Origin of the sequence: Rheinheimera sp., assembly GCF_965283995.1 — a bacterium.
GTDB lineage: Bacteria > Pseudomonadota > Gammaproteobacteria > Enterobacterales > Alteromonadaceae > Pararheinheimera.
Genome location: NZ_CBDIQG010000001.1, coordinates 4,505,778 through 4,523,285, shown reverse-complemented (window position 1 = coordinate 4,523,285; position 17,508 = coordinate 4,505,778). Strand labels below are relative to the sequence as shown.

At 50.1% G+C, this 17,508-nt stretch carries 17 protein-coding genes and 3 tRNA genes; 11 read left to right on the top strand and 9 right to left on the bottom strand.

The window, feature by feature from the left end; all coding sequences use genetic code 11:
- Nucleotides 1-37: 37 nt before the first annotated feature.
- The 4 genes from ACQ66Q_RS19860 to orn form a co-directional block, all read right to left on the bottom strand.
- Nucleotides 38-113: transfer RNA gene (locus ACQ66Q_RS19860), tRNA-Gly, on the bottom strand.
- 27 nt (nt 114-140) lie between these two features.
- Nucleotides 141-216 (bottom strand) — tRNA-Gly (locus ACQ66Q_RS19855).
- 17 nt (nt 217-233) lie between these two features.
- Nucleotides 234-309: transfer RNA gene (locus ACQ66Q_RS19850), tRNA-Gly, on the bottom strand.
- A 92-nt stretch (nt 310-401) separates the two neighbouring features.
- On the bottom strand, nt 402-953 hold the full coding sequence (gene orn / locus ACQ66Q_RS19845; RefSeq protein WP_430458369.1) for an oligoribonuclease: 552 nt from the start codon (nt 951-953) through the stop codon (nt 402-404).
- A gap of 122 nt (nt 954-1,075) precedes the next feature.
- Here orn and rsgA point away from each other — a divergent pair, with 122 nt between their 5' ends.
- Genes rsgA through ACQ66Q_RS19830 form a run of 3 tightly spaced genes read left to right on the top strand, consistent with a single transcriptional unit; the run spans nt 1,076 to nt 3,729 of the window.
- On the top strand, nt 1,076-2,119 hold the full coding sequence (rsgA, locus tag ACQ66Q_RS19840; protein ID WP_430458368.1) for a small ribosomal subunit biogenesis GTPase RsgA: 1,044 nt from the start codon (nt 1,076-1,078) through the stop codon (nt 2,117-2,119).
- 21 nt (nt 2,120-2,140) lie between these two features.
- Entirely contained in the window at nt 2,141-3,001 is an 861-nt protein-coding gene (gene asd, locus ACQ66Q_RS19835; protein ID WP_430458367.1) for an archaetidylserine decarboxylase, read from the top strand.
- Nucleotides 3,002-3,030: 29 nt separating this feature from the next.
- Entirely contained in the window at nt 3,031-3,729 is a 699-nt protein-coding gene (locus tag ACQ66Q_RS19830; protein WP_430458366.1) for a glycerophosphodiester phosphodiesterase, read from the top strand.
- 22 nt (nt 3,730-3,751) lie between these two features.
- Here ACQ66Q_RS19830 and ACQ66Q_RS19825 read toward each other — a convergent pair whose 3' ends face one another.
- Entirely contained in the window at nt 3,752-4,141 is a 390-nt protein-coding gene (locus ACQ66Q_RS19825; RefSeq protein WP_208933334.1) for a MerC domain-containing protein, read from the bottom strand.
- Between the two features lie 137 nt (nt 4,142-4,278).
- On the opposite strand from ACQ66Q_RS19825, the gene priC reads away from it, so the two are divergent.
- Both priC and ACQ66Q_RS19815 read left to right on the top strand, forming a co-directional pair.
- A complete protein-coding gene (gene priC, locus ACQ66Q_RS19820; protein WP_430458365.1) occupies nt 4,279-4,584 on the top strand; it encodes a primosomal replication protein PriC in 306 nt (101 codons plus the stop codon).
- Between the two features lie 58 nt (nt 4,585-4,642).
- A complete protein-coding gene (locus tag ACQ66Q_RS19815; protein WP_430458364.1) occupies nt 4,643-4,936 on the top strand; it encodes a hypothetical protein in 294 nt (97 codons plus the stop codon).
- 102 nt (nt 4,937-5,038) lie between these two features.
- Here ACQ66Q_RS19815 and ACQ66Q_RS19810 read toward each other — a convergent pair whose 3' ends face one another.
- Complete coding sequence (locus ACQ66Q_RS19810) at nt 5,039-5,554, bottom strand: DUF3016 domain-containing protein (protein ID WP_430458363.1); 516 nt, start codon at nt 5,552-5,554, stop codon at nt 5,039-5,041.
- A gap of 163 nt (nt 5,555-5,717) precedes the next feature.
- Entirely contained in the window at nt 5,718-5,981 is a 264-nt protein-coding gene (locus tag ACQ66Q_RS19805; RefSeq protein WP_430458362.1) for a hypothetical protein, read from the bottom strand.
- Nucleotides 5,982-6,325: 344 nt separating this feature from the next.
- Here ACQ66Q_RS19805 and ACQ66Q_RS19800 point away from each other — a divergent pair, with 344 nt between their 5' ends.
- Nucleotides 6,326-10,330 carry a rhombosortase-dependent M36 family metallopeptidase gene (locus ACQ66Q_RS19800; protein ID WP_430458361.1) on the top strand — a complete coding sequence of 1,335 codons (4,005 nt, stop codon included), beginning with the start codon at nt 6,326-6,328 and terminating at the stop codon, nt 10,328-10,330.
- A gap of 211 nt (nt 10,331-10,541) precedes the next feature.
- Here ACQ66Q_RS19800 and groL read toward each other — a convergent pair whose 3' ends face one another.
- Together groL and ACQ66Q_RS19790 are read right to left on the bottom strand one after the other, a co-directional pair.
- Entirely contained in the window at nt 10,542-12,179 is a 1,638-nt protein-coding gene (gene groL, locus ACQ66Q_RS19795; protein WP_377240915.1) for a chaperonin GroEL, read from the bottom strand.
- Nucleotides 12,180-12,230: 51 nt separating this feature from the next.
- Entirely contained in the window at nt 12,231-12,521 is a 291-nt protein-coding gene (locus ACQ66Q_RS19790) for a co-chaperone GroES (protein WP_296294486.1), read from the bottom strand.
- A 237-nt stretch (nt 12,522-12,758) separates the two neighbouring features.
- Between ACQ66Q_RS19790 and cutA the strand changes: the two genes are divergently transcribed.
- The 5 genes from cutA to accC all read left to right on the top strand — a co-directional run bounded on the left by cutA (nt 12,759) and on the right by accC (nt 17,469).
- Nucleotides 12,759-13,085, top strand: a complete 327-nt coding sequence (cutA, locus tag ACQ66Q_RS19785; protein ID WP_430458574.1) for a divalent-cation tolerance protein CutA — start codon at nt 12,759-12,761, stop codon at nt 13,083-13,085.
- Complete coding sequence (locus ACQ66Q_RS19780; RefSeq protein WP_430458360.1) at nt 13,078-14,910, top strand: protein-disulfide reductase DsbD; 1,833 nt, start codon at nt 13,078-13,080, stop codon at nt 14,908-14,910. The genes cutA and ACQ66Q_RS19780 overlap by 8 nt, the downstream gene beginning before the upstream one ends.
- Before the next feature lie 260 nt (nt 14,911-15,170).
- Complete coding sequence (gene aroQ / locus ACQ66Q_RS19775; protein WP_377240909.1) at nt 15,171-15,632, top strand: type II 3-dehydroquinate dehydratase; 462 nt, start codon at nt 15,171-15,173, stop codon at nt 15,630-15,632.
- 27 nt (nt 15,633-15,659) lie between these two features.
- Complete coding sequence (gene accB, locus ACQ66Q_RS19770; protein ID WP_208933323.1) at nt 15,660-16,109, top strand: acetyl-CoA carboxylase biotin carboxyl carrier protein; 450 nt, start codon at nt 15,660-15,662, stop codon at nt 16,107-16,109.
- A gap of 16 nt (nt 16,110-16,125) precedes the next feature.
- Nucleotides 16,126-17,469 carry an acetyl-CoA carboxylase biotin carboxylase subunit gene (gene accC, locus ACQ66Q_RS19765; RefSeq protein WP_430458359.1) on the top strand — a complete coding sequence of 448 codons (1,344 nt, stop codon included), beginning with the start codon at nt 16,126-16,128 and terminating at the stop codon, nt 17,467-17,469.
- The last annotated feature ends 39 nt before the right edge of the window (nt 17,470-17,508 follow it).

Sequence of the window (17,508 nt, the reverse complement as noted above, 5' to 3'; positions counted from 1 at the left end):
GCTTGATTAAATAATGGAAACGAAGAGGGATTTCGACTGGAGCGGGCAACGAGACTCGAACTCGTGACCTCGACCTTGGCAAGGTAGCGCTCTACCAACTGAGCTATGCCCGCTCTCTGAACCGAACAACTTTTTAAATTTGGAGCGGGCAACGAGACTCGAACTCGTGACCTCGACCTTGGCAAGGTAGCGCTCTACCAACTGAGCTATGCCCGCATCCAGGCTGAAGATTTTGGAGCGGGCAACGAGACTCGAACTCGTGACCTCGACCTTGGCAAGGTAGCGCTCTACCAACTGAGCTATGCCCGCATAAAATCTTCAGCAGCGCTGCTTCAGTTCAAACGAACTTTGTGAAGCAAGCGCGGCGCATTTTACAAAATCACTCTGAGTTTGCAAGCCTTTTATGCAGGCAAACGGAAAAAGTGCTGCTGATAGGTGACTAATTCAGCAATTGAGTCGCGAATGTCATCCAGCGCCAGATGGCTTGATGATTTATTCACCAGTTTGGTCACTGCCGGATTCCAACGCTTCGCCAGTTCTTTTACCGTACTGACATCCAGATTACGGTAATGGAAAAACGTTTCCAGTTTCGGCGCGTACTTCACCAGAAAACGCCGGTCCTGACCGATACTGTTGCCGCACATCGGCGATTTGCCGGCAGAAACATACTGCGATAAAAAGGCAATCGTTTGCTCAACAGCGCTGTCCAGATCGGTTTCGCTGTCGCGGCAGCGTTGAGTCAGGCCACTTTTGCCATGCTGTTCGACACACCAGGCACTCATGTTGTCGAGGATATCGCCCGACGTTTTAATCGCAAAAGTCGGACCTTCCGCCAGAATATTCAGATTGCTGTCCGTGACAATAGTCGCCATTTCCAGGATCACGTCGGTGTCCGGTTCTAACCCGGTCATTTCCAGATCGATCCACACCAGATTGTTGTCATTCACTGCCATTTGCCGCCCCTTGCGCTTGTACTTTGTTAGTTTGCTGAATGCTAGTATGATACTACGCCCCGTGCCATCTGGAAAACGCCGCGCCCGTCGCCGTGACTTCCTTTGCAACAGACAGATTAAGCGTGACTAAAAAGAAACACCTGACACAACGCCAAAACGACCGCATCGCCGGCAACCAGCAAAAACGGCTGGACCGCCTGGCACAAAAAGCGGCCAAAGCCGATCAACAGATTGAACAGGCTGCTTTTAGTGAGGCAGAACCGGGGATTGTGATCAGCCGTTTTGGCCAGCATGCTGACATAGAAGCAAAGGACGGCACTATTACCCGGTGTAATTTGCGACGCACCATCGGGTCACTGGTTTGTGGTGACGCTGTCGTGTTTCGCCGCGCGCTGCAATCCCAGGGCACTATCGACGGTGTGGTCGAAGCGGTGCAGGAGCGCAGTTCAGTGTTAAGCCGGCCCGACTTCTACGACGGTTTAAAACCCGTTGCCGCGAATATCGATTTATTGATTATCGTCTCTGCCGTTCTACCGGCATTGTCGCTGAATATCATTGACCGTTATCTGGTTGCGGCCGAAACCATGCAAATCAAACCATTGTTATTGCTGAACAAAATTGATTTGCTCAATGAGCAGCAACGCACCGCGGTTGAACAACAACTCGAGATTTACCGGAAAATTGGTTATGAAACCTTGCTGCTCAGCGCCAAAAGCGGTGAAGGCATGGCTCAGCTCGATCACTATCTGAGCCAGGGCACCAGCATTTTTGTTGGCCAGTCTGGTGTTGGTAAATCTTCTTTATTAAACAACCTGCTGCCAGAAATGGGGGTTGTGACTCAGGAAGTGTCTGATGTGTCAGGCCTTGGCCAGCACACCACCACAGTGGCACGGCTTTATCATTTAACACAAGGTGGCCAGTTAATTGATTCGCCCGGCATCCGGGAGTTTGCCTTATGGCACCTGTCCGATGAAGAAGTCAGCTGGGGTTACCGCGAATTCCGTCCTTGGCTTGGCCGCTGCAAATTCCGCGATTGCACCCATGGTAACGATCCGGGCTGCGCGCTGCATCATGCGGTTGACACCGGCGATATCGCTGTGGAACGTTTTGACAACTATCATAAAATCCTGCTCAGTATGGCGCAGGACAAGCCTTCTTATCTTTAAATTCACGAGGTTATTTCCCCGATGGACCAGCTTAAAATTACTCTGCAATACATTCTGCCCAAGCATTTGATTTCTCGGCTGGTCGGTTATCTGGCCGCAGCCCGGCTGGGATTTATCAGTCATGCACTGATGAAACTGTTTATCCGCGCTTATGGCATTAATATGGCGGAAGCACGCTATGAAAACGCCAGCGATTACGCCAGTTTTAATGAGTTTTTTACCCGGCCGCTAAAAGATGGCATGCGTCCTGTGGTACAGGACGAACAAACTCTGGCACATCCGGTTGATGGCGCGATCAGTCAGGCTGGCGCTATTGCCGGTGACCAATTGCTGCAGGCGAAAGGCCATTTTTACACCGTCAAAGCTCTACTGGGCGGTGATGATGCGACCGCAGCTGAATTCACCGACGGGACTTTTGCCTGTATCTATCTGGCACCAAAAGACTATCACCGTATTCATATGCCAATCGCAGGCACCTTACGTGAGATGATTTACGTGCCGGGCGAGTTGTTTTCGGTCAATCCACTGACCGCAGCCAATGTGCCAGGCCTCTTTGCCCGCAATGAACGCGTAGTGACGATTTTTGACACCGAAGCGGGCCCGATGGCGCTGGTTTTAGTCGGTGCAACCATTGTTGCCAGCATTGAAACGGTCTGGGCCGGCACTGTCACACCACCGACGGGCAGCGAAGTTTTCCGCTGGCAATATCCAGCGGAAGGACCAAACGCAATCCGGCTGGAGAAAGGCGCCGAGATGGGCCGCTTTAAACTGGGTTCTACTGTAGTACTGACTTTTGCCAGAGATGCTGTCGAGTTGCTGCCGACGAATTTCCCGGGAGCCGTGACGCGAATGGGCACAGCGTTTGCGACTAAACTTGACTGATTGATACACCGTCAGCCAGAGGCTTGCTGATGAAAATCTTCGCGCACCGCGGTGCAAGTGGACATTATCCGGAAAATACGTTGCTGGCATTTACCGCAGCGCTTAACTCTGGCTGTGACGGTATTGAGCTGGATGTGTTTTTACATGCCGGTGAGCTGGTGGTCATACATGATCGTCAGGTCGATCGAACCACCAACGGCAAAGGCTATCTGGAAGATTTCAGCCCGGCAGCACTGAAGCAGCTGGACGCAGGCAATGGTCAATCAATTCCAACGCTTTGGCAGGTATTACAGCTATGCGCCAACAGGCTGGAAATCAACATCGAGCTTAAAGGCCATGATACTGCGGCCCCCGTGGCCGCGTTATTACAACAAGCGCAGCAGCAGTTGGGTTTGCGTCTGGACACTATTTTGTTGTCCTCCTTCCACCATCCGCTGCTGTATCAGCTCAAATCGCTGGATCCAAGCCTTCGGCTTGCAGTGTTAATCGGCCATTATCCGGCAGATGGTGTTTCAGTCGCGACGCGGCTTGGCGCGGTCGCACTGAATTGTGATCGGGGTTTTGTCGATGCAGCGCTGGTGCAGGCGGCACATCAGGCAAAGTTAAAATTGTACGTGTATACCGTAAACCAACGACGGGAACTGCTGGCTCTGCGCGATATTGACGTCGATGGGGTGTTTTGTAACTACCCAAAAGAGGCGCTGCAGTGGCTAGATGGTCACAGCTAAATTAGTGAGTCTCGCAACTAAATTAGTGCGTCTCGCAACTATGGCATTGATTGCATAAACGGATATTGAGAATGTGCGCCAGGACCACAAAAGCAGCGCCTACTATCAGCACAAAATGTTCGTATTCATGACCCAGCAAGTCTTTTTGCCAGTAAATAAACCCGCCAAGAAATAACGAATAAAACGGATAGAGTTTGCGATGATAGCGATGAAAACCGGCGAACAGCGTGATGAATCCCAGCACCATCGTTATAAGCAGAATGATCCGCTCAAAAGCATGGTTGTGCACTGACGTCAGGCCGAGTAAAGGTAATACAGGCAACAATACCGGCAGCATAATGCAGTGGATAGCGCACAAAGATGTGACGGCGATCCCTACTTTATCTAAAGTGTGGCGAATATTGTCGAACATAAAGCCCCCCAGGCGTACAAGGATTGAGATGATATAACAAATCCGGCTGCATTTGAATGGGTACAGCAAAAAAGACTGCCACTGCAAGTCCGGCTGTCTCTGTGGCATAATTCGGTTTTTATTGATGAGACCACGCGATGGAACAACTACTTCAGCAACTTGACCAGAATTTAAAAGAACTTTACCGTAAAGCGTTGGATGCGGATGCGACACTGGACGACCTGCAGCAACAGGGACATGGTAAATATCAGCAAATATTCCCGGCCGGATTATTCCAGATCGAAAGCAACAGATTCATGCCGTACCTGTCAGAAACCGCAGAACAAATCTCAGCGATCCGGCAAACTCAGCAATTTAATACCGCCACTCTGGAAAATGTAGTCAAGCAGTTACAGCACTTACACAAGACGCTGGCAGAATTCCGTGCAGCATTGGTGAGGTAATCTATACTGCCTGATGGCTGTGGTGATTCGATGAGTTGGCAAGTCTGTGGAGGTGCATATGATGACAACCACCAGCGTGTTATCGCAAGACGCCTTGCGAGTTGCGGCGCGAAGTCAAAGCAGCACTGAACAGCCAAAAACAGATACATCAGTACAACGGCAGCAAGTGATCAATAATGTTGTGGATTCGCAGCAAAAAAACCAACTGAGTGCACTGCCGGAAACACCATCTGCAAATCCATCTAACGATAGTGTCCGCGTCAGCAGCACTATCGGTAAAGCTGCCAGCAGCGGTATGTTAACCCGCGACGAAGCTGTCGCCATCTACCAGAAAATAGCGAACATGCTATAAAAACTATTTTCACCACCAAGACATAATCCAATAAAAAACGCTGCAGTCGATTATTCGGGGCAGCGTTATTTCGTTGAACAGTTCAAGGTATCGACCGATGTTTTATGGTTTGCTGAACTTTGGTGTCAGGTGCTTTTGGAACCAATTTTTCAGCATTTGTTTTTCGTAGATAAACTCGGTGTTGCCGAGGCCTATCGGCGACGAGTTCATAAACCCCATATCTTTCACTTTAACATCCTGTTCAGCCGCAACAACCTGGCCTGTGCTGTCGAGTAACTGATAATCAAAGGTCATCCGCGGAAAATAGATTTCTTTAATCACCCGAATATCGCTATGGTCAATCCGATACATCGGATTGACGTCACCAGCCAGATCCAGATCTTTTACTGTGACTTGCAATGTATGTCCGGCAGGTAATTTTTCAGCGAAATCAGCCCAAATTTTGTCAAAGGCTGCGATCACGCGTTTTTGATAAGATTTTTTTGTACCGGAAGATGGACGGATGTCGCTATATTTTTCCGGATGTTGCCAGTTGACCTTGATTGTCGGTTCTTGCTGACTGGCTGCTGCATTTGCGCTCATGAATATGCCAAGCATTAAAAAGACTAAGGTTCGCATTGCTAAACTCCTGAAATTGCTTTACCGGTACTATGACGATGAACTCACAACATTGCCACAGCGACTCTGCACACTATATCGCCATTTGATCCGAACTGCAGTGCTGAAATGTCAGAAGCTGTGGTGTTGTGTAATCCAGCTTTACATGATTCTGACATCGAGACTAGCGCTCTGCCGCCGACTTGAGCGGCAAGTAACGAATTTGCCACTCCAACGGTATGCCATGAACTGTTTTCAGCTGCTGCTCGGCCTGCATCAGTGCAGCGACGCTTCCTGTTAACAGATAGGTTGCTGCCGCAATTTCACTGACAGTCACTTTCTTATTGTCTTTTACGTACTTACGCAAAAACGCCGTGGCAGGCTCGCCCGTGACAACTAGCTGATTTAATAGATGGACTGTTTGAGATAGCTGCATGTCGTAGAGCACCCAATAATCCGGATAGCGCTGCAACAAGCGGTATTTTGTGCCATTGATGTAAACAAAGGCTGCCAGTTTGCTGCTATTTGACAAGGGGGCTGACAAGGATTTGGCTGTTGCAGGCTGGGCTGCGGTTATTGGGATCCTGAGGCAAGCACAGGATAGACAAATGAATAACAATAATTTAGGCCATCTCATACCGACGTTCCCCCACACTGCTGGTTAAAACTGCAGCATTCAACTGACTTCCGATTATCAGTTATAAAACTTCAATTGCCAAAACATTCACGACAGAGTTATAACTCCGCATGGCTATACCTACAAATTTTAACAAAAAATACAAAGGAACATGAATGAGTAACTTTAAACGTTCAGCAATCGCAATCTTTGTCAGCACGGCAGTTGCGCTGCCAGCTGCATCCGTATTCGCAGATACGTTACAGCATTATGCTACTGAGCAAGGACAAGCAGTCCAGGTTGTACAAGAAACGCCTACAGTCTCTGGTATGCGCAACCAGTACGATGCCCAAACCGGTGAGGCTACTTTTAGCTGGGCACCAACAGGTTTACAAAAACCAAACCTGACTGCGGTCGCTGCTGAGCACCAACTGGAATTCGCGGCTACCCATTATCTGAATGCTCTGACAGGCGCGGCAGCCAAAGGCGAGCTGGCGCAATTAAAGCCGGTGCTGGCGCATTCGTATCAGTCCGATGACGGCGTCAAAACGGCAAAATTCCGTCAGCAGTTTATGGGGATTGAAGTTTTTAACAAAGAATACAACATCCTGATGGATGCTGAATTTAATCTGGTCGCAGGTTCTGGGCGTCTGGCGGCTGTCAGTCTGGCGAAAACCACATTAGCGGCCAATCCGAAATTTGCTTATGCCGATGAGGCTGTCAGACATGCTTTCTCTGCATCAGGTGGCAATGGTGATCAGTTGTCACTGAGCGAAACTGAAAATACTGACGGCTATGCTATTTTCAGCGTCAACAACAATGATGCAGATAAAAAAGTTCTGGGGACGCCGCGGGTCAAACCGGTTTTCTTTGAGAAAAAAGGCAAACTGGTTGCTGCTCAGTACGTAGAAATTGAGACCTCCAACCATAACGATACCGACTCCGATTATTTTGCTTACGTCATTGCCGGCGATACCGGTGAAGTGTTGTTCAAAAACAACCTCAAAGCCCATGCTGGTGAGTTTGAATACCGCGTGTATGCCAATGCAGATGGCCGCCCATGGGACGGTCCGCATGGTAACGTCGTGCCGGCAGAATCGGCTGAGCAGGTTGACGCCACCGCCTACCTGACTGCACCGCTGGTTAAAATCGCCCATGGTCCAATCAAAACTAAAGATCTGTGGCTGAAGAGTGATGCAACCATTACGTCAGGCAACAACGTCTTTGCTTATGTAGATGCCATCGCGCCAAACGGTTTTAGTACCGGTGACTTTGCCGCTGAAACAACAGGTCCGCTGGTATTCGACTATAAGTACCGCACCAGTGAACCAGAATCTTCAGTGAACAACCGCAAAGCGGCCATTGTTAACCTGTTTTACATGAACAACTACCTGCACGATCAATTCTATGACTATGGTTTTGACGAGAAATCAGGCAATGCCCAGTTGGTCAACTATGGCCGCGGCGGTGTAGAAGGTGACCCAATCAGAGCTGAAGTGCAGGACAACTCAGGCTTCGATAACGCGAACATGTCAACGCCTGCCGATGGTGGCTCACCACGGATGCAAATGTATCTGTGGGCCAGTAAAGATGCTTTGTTCGGCAAAGATTTAGGTATCACGGCAATGACCGCTGATGGCGTGGCACTGCCACTGACCGCGATGCAGGGTGCAAGCTTTGGTCCTGGCCAATTTAGTCTGCAGGGATCAGCTATCGCATTCACCGATACTGCAGCACCAACCCGTGATGGCTGTACGGAAGCAGCAACGCCAGCGAATGTCGCGGGCAAAATTGCGATCATCGATCGCGGCACTTGTACTTTTACCATCAAAGTGAAAAATGCCCAATTAGCCGGTGCAATTGGCGTGGTCATCGTGAATAACTCGGCCTCAGGCCTGCCAGGCATGGGCGGTGCTGATGCAACCATCACTATCCCAAGCGTTGGTGTCTCACAGGCTGAAGGCAAAGCAATTTATGATGCGCTGGCAGCTGGCAAAGCTGTCGACATCAAAATGTTTAACAACAAACCTTACAAAGACAGTTCGTGGGATAACGCCATCGTATCGCACGAATGGGGTCACTACATCAGTAACCGCTTAGTCGGTAACGGTAACGGCCTGTACAACAACCAAGGCCGTGCTATGGGCGAAGGCTGGGGTGACTTCCACGCCCTGCTGACAGTGTCAGACGCATCAGATCTGAAACTGCCAGGCAATGACAAACTGCAACGCGCTTATGCTGCCATCAGTTATGTCGATTCGTTCTATTCCGGCATTCGTTCATTCCCGAACGGTAACAGCCTCGAGATCAACCCTCGTACCTTTAAACATATCGCTTTAGGTGATACCTCACAGTACTTTACGGCGCAAGATCCGGACACTGGCAATGCCCAGGTGCACTCTGCCGGTTCTGTCTGGGCTCAGATGCTGTGGCAAAGCTTTGTCAGTCTGGTTAATCACCACAAAGACTATGACAAAGCAAAAGATCGGATGATGGGTTATCTGGTCAACGGTTACAAACTGACCCCTGTTGGACCAACTTATACCGAAGCACGGGATGCGATCCTTGCTGCCGCCTATGCACGCGATCCAGAAGATTACAAAGTGATCCTCAAAGCCTTTGCTGACCGTGGTATGGGTCTGGGCGCAGTAGCGCCAAAACGTGACGATGGGAAACATACCGGCGTCGTAGAATCGTTCAAAACTGAACTGAGCACTTTTAATGTCACGGCGCACAGCCTCGACAAAGCGTTTAGCGATGCAACGACCGGTTACTGCACCAACAACAACACACTGGATAATGGCGAGACTGCCACTGTTCAGTTCAAAGTGACGAACAAAGGTTCGGCAGTGCTGAAAGATGTGAAGGCCAAAGTAGAAGTCACCAGCGGTCATCAGGTGACGTTCGCAAATGGTGGCGTCATTACTCTGCCTGAGCTGAAGCTGATGTCTTCCGTGACAACTGCACCACTTGCACTGAAATTGGATGGCGCAAAACCAGGTGATGTACTGAAACTGAAATTGTCTTTCCCTGAGCTTAGCGAGTCGGTCGTCACCAGCGAATACAGTCTGTCAGAGCGTGTCAACTTAGGTTTCAGCCCGGTTGCACCAGCGAACATGCAAAGTACTGACAACATGGAAACGTTAGCCACATTGAAAAATTTCAGTGAAAAAGTACTGAACGGTGGCGATTTGGCGAAAGATAGTCGTCAATTAAAACAAGAATTTGCCAGCTTCTTTGCCAGCAAAGGTCATCCGGTTGGCAGTCAATACATGCAAATTGCCAACAACGGTTTTACTTCTGATGTCGTTTATGAAACCAAGGCATTTACCGTCGGTTATGCTGGTGATTTCACGATGAGCTTCTGGCACTACTTTGAATTCGAAGAAGGCTACGATGGTGGTGTTTTAGAAATTAGCATCAATGGTTCGGCTTGGACTGATGTAACGAAAGTGATTCGCAGCGCGTCTGGTCAGCCAGTGCAATATGCCAACTTCAGCAGCCAAGGCTATACCGCTGAACTGGACGAATTGCTGCCAGGCCGTAAAGCCTTCACCGGCATCATGGATTTTGATGCAAAACTGGGTTCAACCACTTTTGGCCGTACAGAAACTGTTAACTTCGGCGCTGCACTGAATGGCAACGAAGTGAAGTTCCGTTTCCGCGCAGTGTCAGATTCAAACTCAAATGAATCTGGCTGGTACATTGACAATGTGCAGTTCAAAAATATCACCGCGCCAGTGTTCCATAGTGTCGTGTCAGGAGATGCCGTCGCTTGTGATAACCGCGCACCACTGCTGTCGTCAGCGAAAGCCAGTGTCGCAGAAGTCAATGAAGCAGGTACTTTCACATTAACTGCGGCAGCGACAGACCGTGATACAGCAGACAAGCTGAGCTACAGCTGGACACAATTGAGCGGTACAGCAGCCACTCTGGCCAATGCGACAACTGCGACAGCGACAGTGACTGCACCTTCTATTGCATCTGGTTCTGAAAATCTGGTGTTTGAAGTGTCAGTATCTGACGGAACTGCTGCAACAAAATCAACAGTGACAGTGAAAGTCAACGACGTGCCGGCTCCTGTCGTCGTGACTCCGGAGAAGAAAAGCAGCGGCGGTAGCTTGGGTTGGTTCACCCTGCTGTTAGCACCGTTAGCTTTACTGCGTCGTCGTAGTAAATAATCCTTCCCCCACGTTTTAACGATGCAAAGCACCACAGTTCACTGTGGTGCTTTTTTATTTGGGGTTACATCTGAGCAAGGCTGCATTTTTCTCGACAATAGAGTACCTGATCAACGATACAGGTTTAACAAACAACAAACCCGGCAGAAGCCGGGTTTGTTTTAGATAAAGGCAGTTGCCACTGTGGCTTACACCACAAGGACTTCTGTTATCACATCATGCCGCCCATACCGCCCATGCCGCCCATATCAGGCATTGCCGGCGCATCTTTCTTCGGCAGTTCAGTAACCATTGCTTCAGTGGTGATCATCAGAGAACCCACAGATGCAGCGAACTGCAGTGCAGAACGCGTCACTTTGGTCGGATCCAGAATACCCATTTCCAGCATGTCGCCGTAGATACCGGTTGCAGCATTGTAACCGTAGTTGCCGCTACCGTTCTTCACGTTATTGACGACTACTGATGGCTCTTCACCGGCGTTATCAACGATTTGACGCAGTGGCGCTTCCATTGCGCGCAGCGCAATTTTGATACCATGGTTCTGATCTTCATTGATACCACGCAGTTCACTGAGCTTACCGGCAACACGCACCAGCGCCACGCCGCCGCCAGGTACTACGCCTTCTTCAACGGCAGCACGGGTGGCGTGCAGCGCGTCTTCCACGCGGGCTTTTTTCTCTTTCATTTCGATTTCAGTCGACGCGCCGACTTTGATCACTGCGACACCGCCGGCCAGTTTAGCCAAACGTTCCTGCAGTTTCTCTTTGTCGTAGTCAGAAGTCGCATCTTCCACTTGCTGACGAATTTGTTTAACGCGGGCGCTGATTGCATCCTGGCTGCCGGCACCGTCGATCACTGTGGTGTTATCTTTCGTGATCACTACGCGCTTGGCTGTACCTAAATCTTCTAATGTCGCTTTTTCCAGCTCCAGGCCGATTTCTTCTGAAATCACCACACCACCAGTTAACACTGCGATGTCTTGCAGCATGGCTTTACGGCGATCACCGAAGCCTGGCGCTTTGACAGCTGACACTTTGACGATACCGCGCATGTTGTTGACAACCAGCGTTGCTAAGGCCTCGCCTTCTAAATCTTCAGCGATGATCAGCAGTGGTTTACCTGACTTGGCAACACCTTCCAGAACTGGCAGCAGTTCACGGATATTGCTGATTTTCTTGTCAACCGTCAGGATGAACGGGTTATCCAGCTCAACCTGGCCAGCTTCTGGATTGTTGATGAAGTATGGTGACAGGTAACCACGGTCAAACTGCATACCTTCAACCACAGCCAGCTCGTTGGCCAGACCTTGGCCTTCTTCGACCGTGATCACGCCTTCTTTACCGACTTTGTCCATCGCGTTAGCGATGATTTGACCGATTTCGTCATCAGAGTTGGCAGAGATAGTACCTACTTGGGCGATTGCCTTAGAGTCAGTGCAAGGCTGTGACAGCGCTTTTAACTCAGCAACAGCAGCAATTACCGCTTTGTCGATACCGCGTTTCAAATCCATCGGATTCATGCCAGCTGCAACAGCTTTAACGCCTTCGTTGATGATGTTCTGCGCCAGAACTGTCGCAGTGGTGGTACCGTCACCGGCTTCGTCGTTGGCTTTAGAAGCAACTTCTTTCACCATCTGGGCGCCCATGTTTTCGAACTTGTCTTCCAGCTCGATTTCTTTCGCTACAGATACACCGTCTTTGGTGATCAGCGGTGCGCCGAAAGATTTGTCCAGAATTACGTTGCGACCTTTCGGGCCCAGAGTTACGCGCACAGCGTTTGCTAAAATATTGACGCCTTTGAGCATCTTGTTACGGGCTTCATCGCCAAAACGTACGTCTTTTGCAGCCATTTTCTAATACCTCAAATCAATTCAATGCGTGGGAAAGGATACTACTGAATATTATTCAGTGATGATGCCAAGGATGTTGTCTTCTTTCGTGATCACATATTCCTGACCGTCGATTTTCTCAGAACGCTCGACGTAAGCACCAAAAATCACTTTATCGCCTACTTTCACTTCCAGCGGACGCACAGTGCCGTTTTCCAGAATACGGCCATTGCCTACTGCAACAACTTCACCGCGGGTTGACTTCTCAGCTGAGGCGCCAGTCAATACAATGCCACCAGCTGATTTGCTTTCGGCTTCCAGACGCTTGATGATGACGCGATCATGTAATGGACGAATATTCATGTTTAAAGCTCCTGAACATGGTTTGTGGTTTTACACCCAAATACTGGGTTAAAAAATTTTTGTATCCGGGATATGGGGTAAAGTCCGTAAAAAACCAAGGGGATTGGCAGAAGATTTTTAAAATCGCCGCAGCCGCAGGAATAAAATAGCGCGAAGGACGGTCTGGTAGCAGGACGTCGTATTGGCTGATTGCTCGGTAATTTTAACTAAGCGACTGAAGAGATGGAGCTTTCTGTGATGACAAATTTGCAGATTATTTTATGTAACTGTCCGGATGAACAGATTGCCGAACAGATCGCCAGACAGTTGCTCAGCGCGCAACTAGCAGCTTGCATCAATATATTGCCTGGCGTCCGTTCGATTTATCGCTGGCAAGGCCAAATAGAGACCGCTGTGGAAGTCACGCTGTTGATTAAAGCACCGGCGGCACAGTTTGACGCAATCAGTCAGACCATTTGCCGGCTGCATCCGTATACTGTGCCGGAAATTATTGCAGTCCCGGTCAATCAGGGCTTTTTACCTTATCTGAACTGGGTCAATGAGGAATGTTTACCGAATGAATAAATCAAAGTTGCTGGCAACAATATCAATGTTTGTCTTGTTGTCGCTGAGTTTGCTGACCGGCGCAAACGCCGATCCGCTGCAAAGCCCGCAAAGCAGTCAGAACCCGTTGCCGGCGCAAAATATCCTGAACGCGCTGCAACAGCCGAAATTTTTACCGGTCGATCAGGCGTTTATGCTGGATTTTGCCCAAAGTGGTGAGTCCGTGCGCATTAGTTTTCAGATTGCTGACGGCTACTACTTATATAAGCACAAACTGAAAATCGCCGGTGTGGCAGTCAACTTCAGTAATCCGGCGTTGCCGGCTGGTTTGCCGCATGAAGACGAATATTTTGGCAAAACCGAAATCTACCGCCATCAGTTGGTATTCGATGTCAAACTGGCCAATATCGATGCCGACGCCAAACTAAAAGTCCGTTATCAGGGCTGTGCGGAAGCAGGCTTATGTTATCCGCTGGAAACCCGTGAAATCCCGCTAATAAGCCAAGCCGCTGCCAAGCCTGCCGCAACCGACAGCAGCGCGGCGACAGCAAACAATGCCGCACCGGTCTCCAGTCAGATTGGTCTGGCGGAACGGCTCAGCACCGATAAAAGCCTGCTGACCTTAGGGTTGTTTTTCTTGCTTGGCTTAGGCCTTGCGTTCACGCCTTGTGTCTTTCCGATGTACCCCATTTTGACCAGTATTATTGTTGGTCAGGGCCAGCAGCTCAGCCATGGCCGCGCTTTTCGCTTATCTTTTGCTTACGTGCAGGGTATGGCGCTGACCTACTCTCTGCTGGGACTGGTCGTTGCCAGTGCCGGTGTGAAATTTCAGGCCGCCTTTCAGCATCCGGCCGTGTTGATTGGCATCAGTGTGTTATTCGTGCTGCTGGCTGGCGCGATGTTTGGCTGGTTCAATCTGCAGTTACCGGCTCGCTGGACTGAAAAACTAACCGCGACCAGCAATCGCCAGCAAGGTGGTTCACTCAAGGGCGCGCTGGTGATGGGCGCATTGTCCGGACTGGTGGCATCCCCCTGTACTACGGCCCCGCTGACAGGCGTACTGCTTTATATCGCACAAAGCGGCGATTTAGCTTATGGCGCGCTGGTGCTTTACATCCTGAGCCTCGGTATGGGCCTGCCGTTATTACTGCTCGGCAGTAGTGGCGGTAAATGGCTGCCAAAACCCGGCGCCTGGATGGACGTGATCAAAGCCATTTTCGGTTTCCTGCTGTTATCGGTGCCACTGATGCTGCTATCACGCATTGTGCCGGCTGAAGTCTTGTTGGTGCTTGGCTCCTTGTTGGCTCTGGGCTTTGCGCTTTATCTGCAGCAAGTACAGCAGCTGCTGAAAACTGCCGTGGCAAAAAGCCTGTGCTGGCTGGTCGCCACGCTTTTAGTGTGCGCCGTTGTGATGGCGAATTATCAGCAATGGTTCGCCCCGGAGCCACAGGTTCAGTCTGCCGCGGCAAATACGCAACAAGCCGGCCAGTTTATCGACATTAAAACGCTGGCGGATTTGGATGCACAGCTGCTAGAAGCCAAAGCGCAAAACCAATATGTGATGCTGGATTTGTTCGCTGAGTGGTGTGTCGCCTGTAAAGAATTCGAGCACATTACTTTTGCTGACGGCGGCGTTAAAACCGAAATGGCGAAAATCCGCTTATTACGCATCGATGTGACCAAAGCGACTGAACAGGATCAGCAGGTTTTGGACAAGTTTCAGGTGCTCGGTTTACCAACTTTACTGTTTTTTGCACCGAACGGCAGCGAATTAACGACATCGCGCATCACTGGCTTTATGGGTCCAGCTGAGTTCAAAGCCCATTTAATCCAGCTGCAGCAATAAGGCTACAGCACCCGACTGGCGTGGTCTGCGAAACTGCTCAGACCACGTTTTCTTCCCCCTGTTCAGCCCGATACAACAACAGCGTCGAAAAGTTCCCATCTGCTGATAAGACCAGTATTTTGCTGCCATTTGCTGCGATTTCACTATAATGAGGCGCAAATCTGTAAATGCCGGCCGCATTTCTGCGAAAAAGATTGTTTTTTCGCCGACCTTTGGCAGGATGGAAGCAGATCCAGAATTATCAACGGAATAATCGACAAATGACTGCCAAATTACGGATTTTGCTGTTAAACGGTCCGAACCTGAATATGCTGGGGCAACGCGAACCACATATTTATGGTGCTCAAACGCTGGACCAGATTGTCAGCGACTTACAGCAATATGCCAGCACATTGCAGGTGGAGTTATCCCACTTACAGTCCAATGCCGAGCATGAGCTGGTCGGTGCTATCCAGCAAAGCCTGGGACAACAGGACTACATCATTATCAATCCAGGCGCTTTCACCCATACCAGTGTTGCGATTCGCGACGCCTTACTGGCGGTGGCCATCCCATTTATTGAAGTACATTTGTCGAACGTACATGCCCGTGAAGCATTTCGCCGGCATTCTTATTTATCAGATATCGCAAAAGGCGTGATTTGTGGTCTGGGGGCAAACGGTTACCGTTATGCGCTCGACTCAGCGGTGGCAACACTGACCAGCACGCCACGAAACCCATAAATTCCAACCAAGTTAGGCGCAAACGTCATGGATATTAGAAAAATTAAAAAACTGATCGAACTTCTGGAAGAATCTGGCATTAATGAGCTGGAGATCACCGAAGGTGAAGAATCTGTGCGCATCAGTCGCGGTGGCCCGGTGCAACAATACGCTCCAGTGCACTACACCGCAGCACCCGCTGCACCAGCCGCTGCTCCGGCACCTGCAGCAGCGCCTGCTGCACCAGCCGCTCCAGTGGCAACAGGTTATCAGCTGCGCTCACCGATGGTGGGTTCTTTCTACCGTGCCGCGTCACCAACGTCGAAGAACTTCGCTGAAGTGGGTCAAACGGTCAAAGTCGGCGATACGCTGTGTATCGTTGAAGCGATGAAAATGATGAACCAGATCCAGTCAGACAAAGCCGGCGTTATCACGGCCATTCTGGTAGAAAACGGCGAGCCGGTTGAATTTGACCAGCCTTTATTTGTGATCGAATAACCGAAAAGGCCGACACATGTTAGAAAAAGTGCTGATAGCCAACCGGGGCGAAATTGCGCTGCGTATCTTACGCGCGTGCAAAGAACTCGGTATCAAAACTGTCGCGGTGCACTCCACCGTCGACCGTAACCTCAAGCACGTGTTGCTGGCGGATGAGACCATTTGTATTGGCCCTGCCCCATCACCACAAAGCTACCTGAATATTCCGGCGTTAATCGCCGCCGCAGAAGTCACCAATGCCCAGGCCATTCACCCTGGTTATGGCTTCCTGGCTGAGCGCGCCGATTTCGCTCAACAAGTTGAAGACAGCGGCCTGGTATTTATCGGTCCACGCCCTGAATCCATCAGTCTGATGGGTGACAAAGTCTCCGCCATCGAAGCAATGAAAAAAGCCGGCGTGCCTTGTGTACCAGGTTCTGACGGCGCGGTCGGTGACGATGCTGACACCAACAAAGCCATCGCCAAACGTATTGGTTACCCGATTATCGTCAAAGCCGCAGGCGGTGGCGGTGGTCGTGGTATGCGTGTGGTGCGCAGTGAAGATGAACTGGTGTCGTCGATTGAGATGACCAAAGCCGAAGCCAAAGCTGCTTTTGGTAACGACATGGTTTACATGGAGAAATTCCTGGAAAACCCACGTCATATCGAAATTCAGGTATTGGCAGATGGTCAGGGCAAAGCCATTCACTTAGGTGAGCGCGACTGCTCGATGCAGCGCCGTCACCAGAAAGTCGTCGAAGAAGCGCCAGCTCCGGGCATCACCCAGGAACAACGCGACTTTATCGGTGGCCGTTGTGTACAGGCTTGTATCGACCTGAACTATCGCGGTGCCGGTACTTTTGAATTCCTGTATGAAAACGGTGAGTTCTTCTTTATCGAGATGAACACGCGTATTCAGGTAGAACACCCGGTCACAGAAATGATCACCGGTGTGGATTTGATTAAAGAACAGCTGCGTATCGCTTCAGGCATGCCGCTGACTATCAAACAATCTGATATCGTCATTCGCGGCCATGCGGTGGAATGCCGGATCAACGCTGAAGATCCAAAAACCTTTATTCCATCGCCGGGTACTATCACCCGCTTCCACCCACCAGGTGGCAATGGTGTGCGTTGGGATTCGCATATTTATGCCGATTACACGGTACCGCCAAACTATGATTCGATGGTCGGCAAGCTGATCACTTACGGTGAGAACCGGGCTATTGCCATCGCGCGTATGCGCAACGCACTGAGTGAACTGCTGGTCGGTGGCATCAAAACCAATATCGATTTGCATAAAGAGATTATGACAGACGCCAACTTTAATCAGGGTGGCACCAATATTCATTATCTTGAGCACAAGCTCGGTATCAAATAAAACGAAGGCCTCAACTGAGGCCTTTTTTTATTGCGGCGA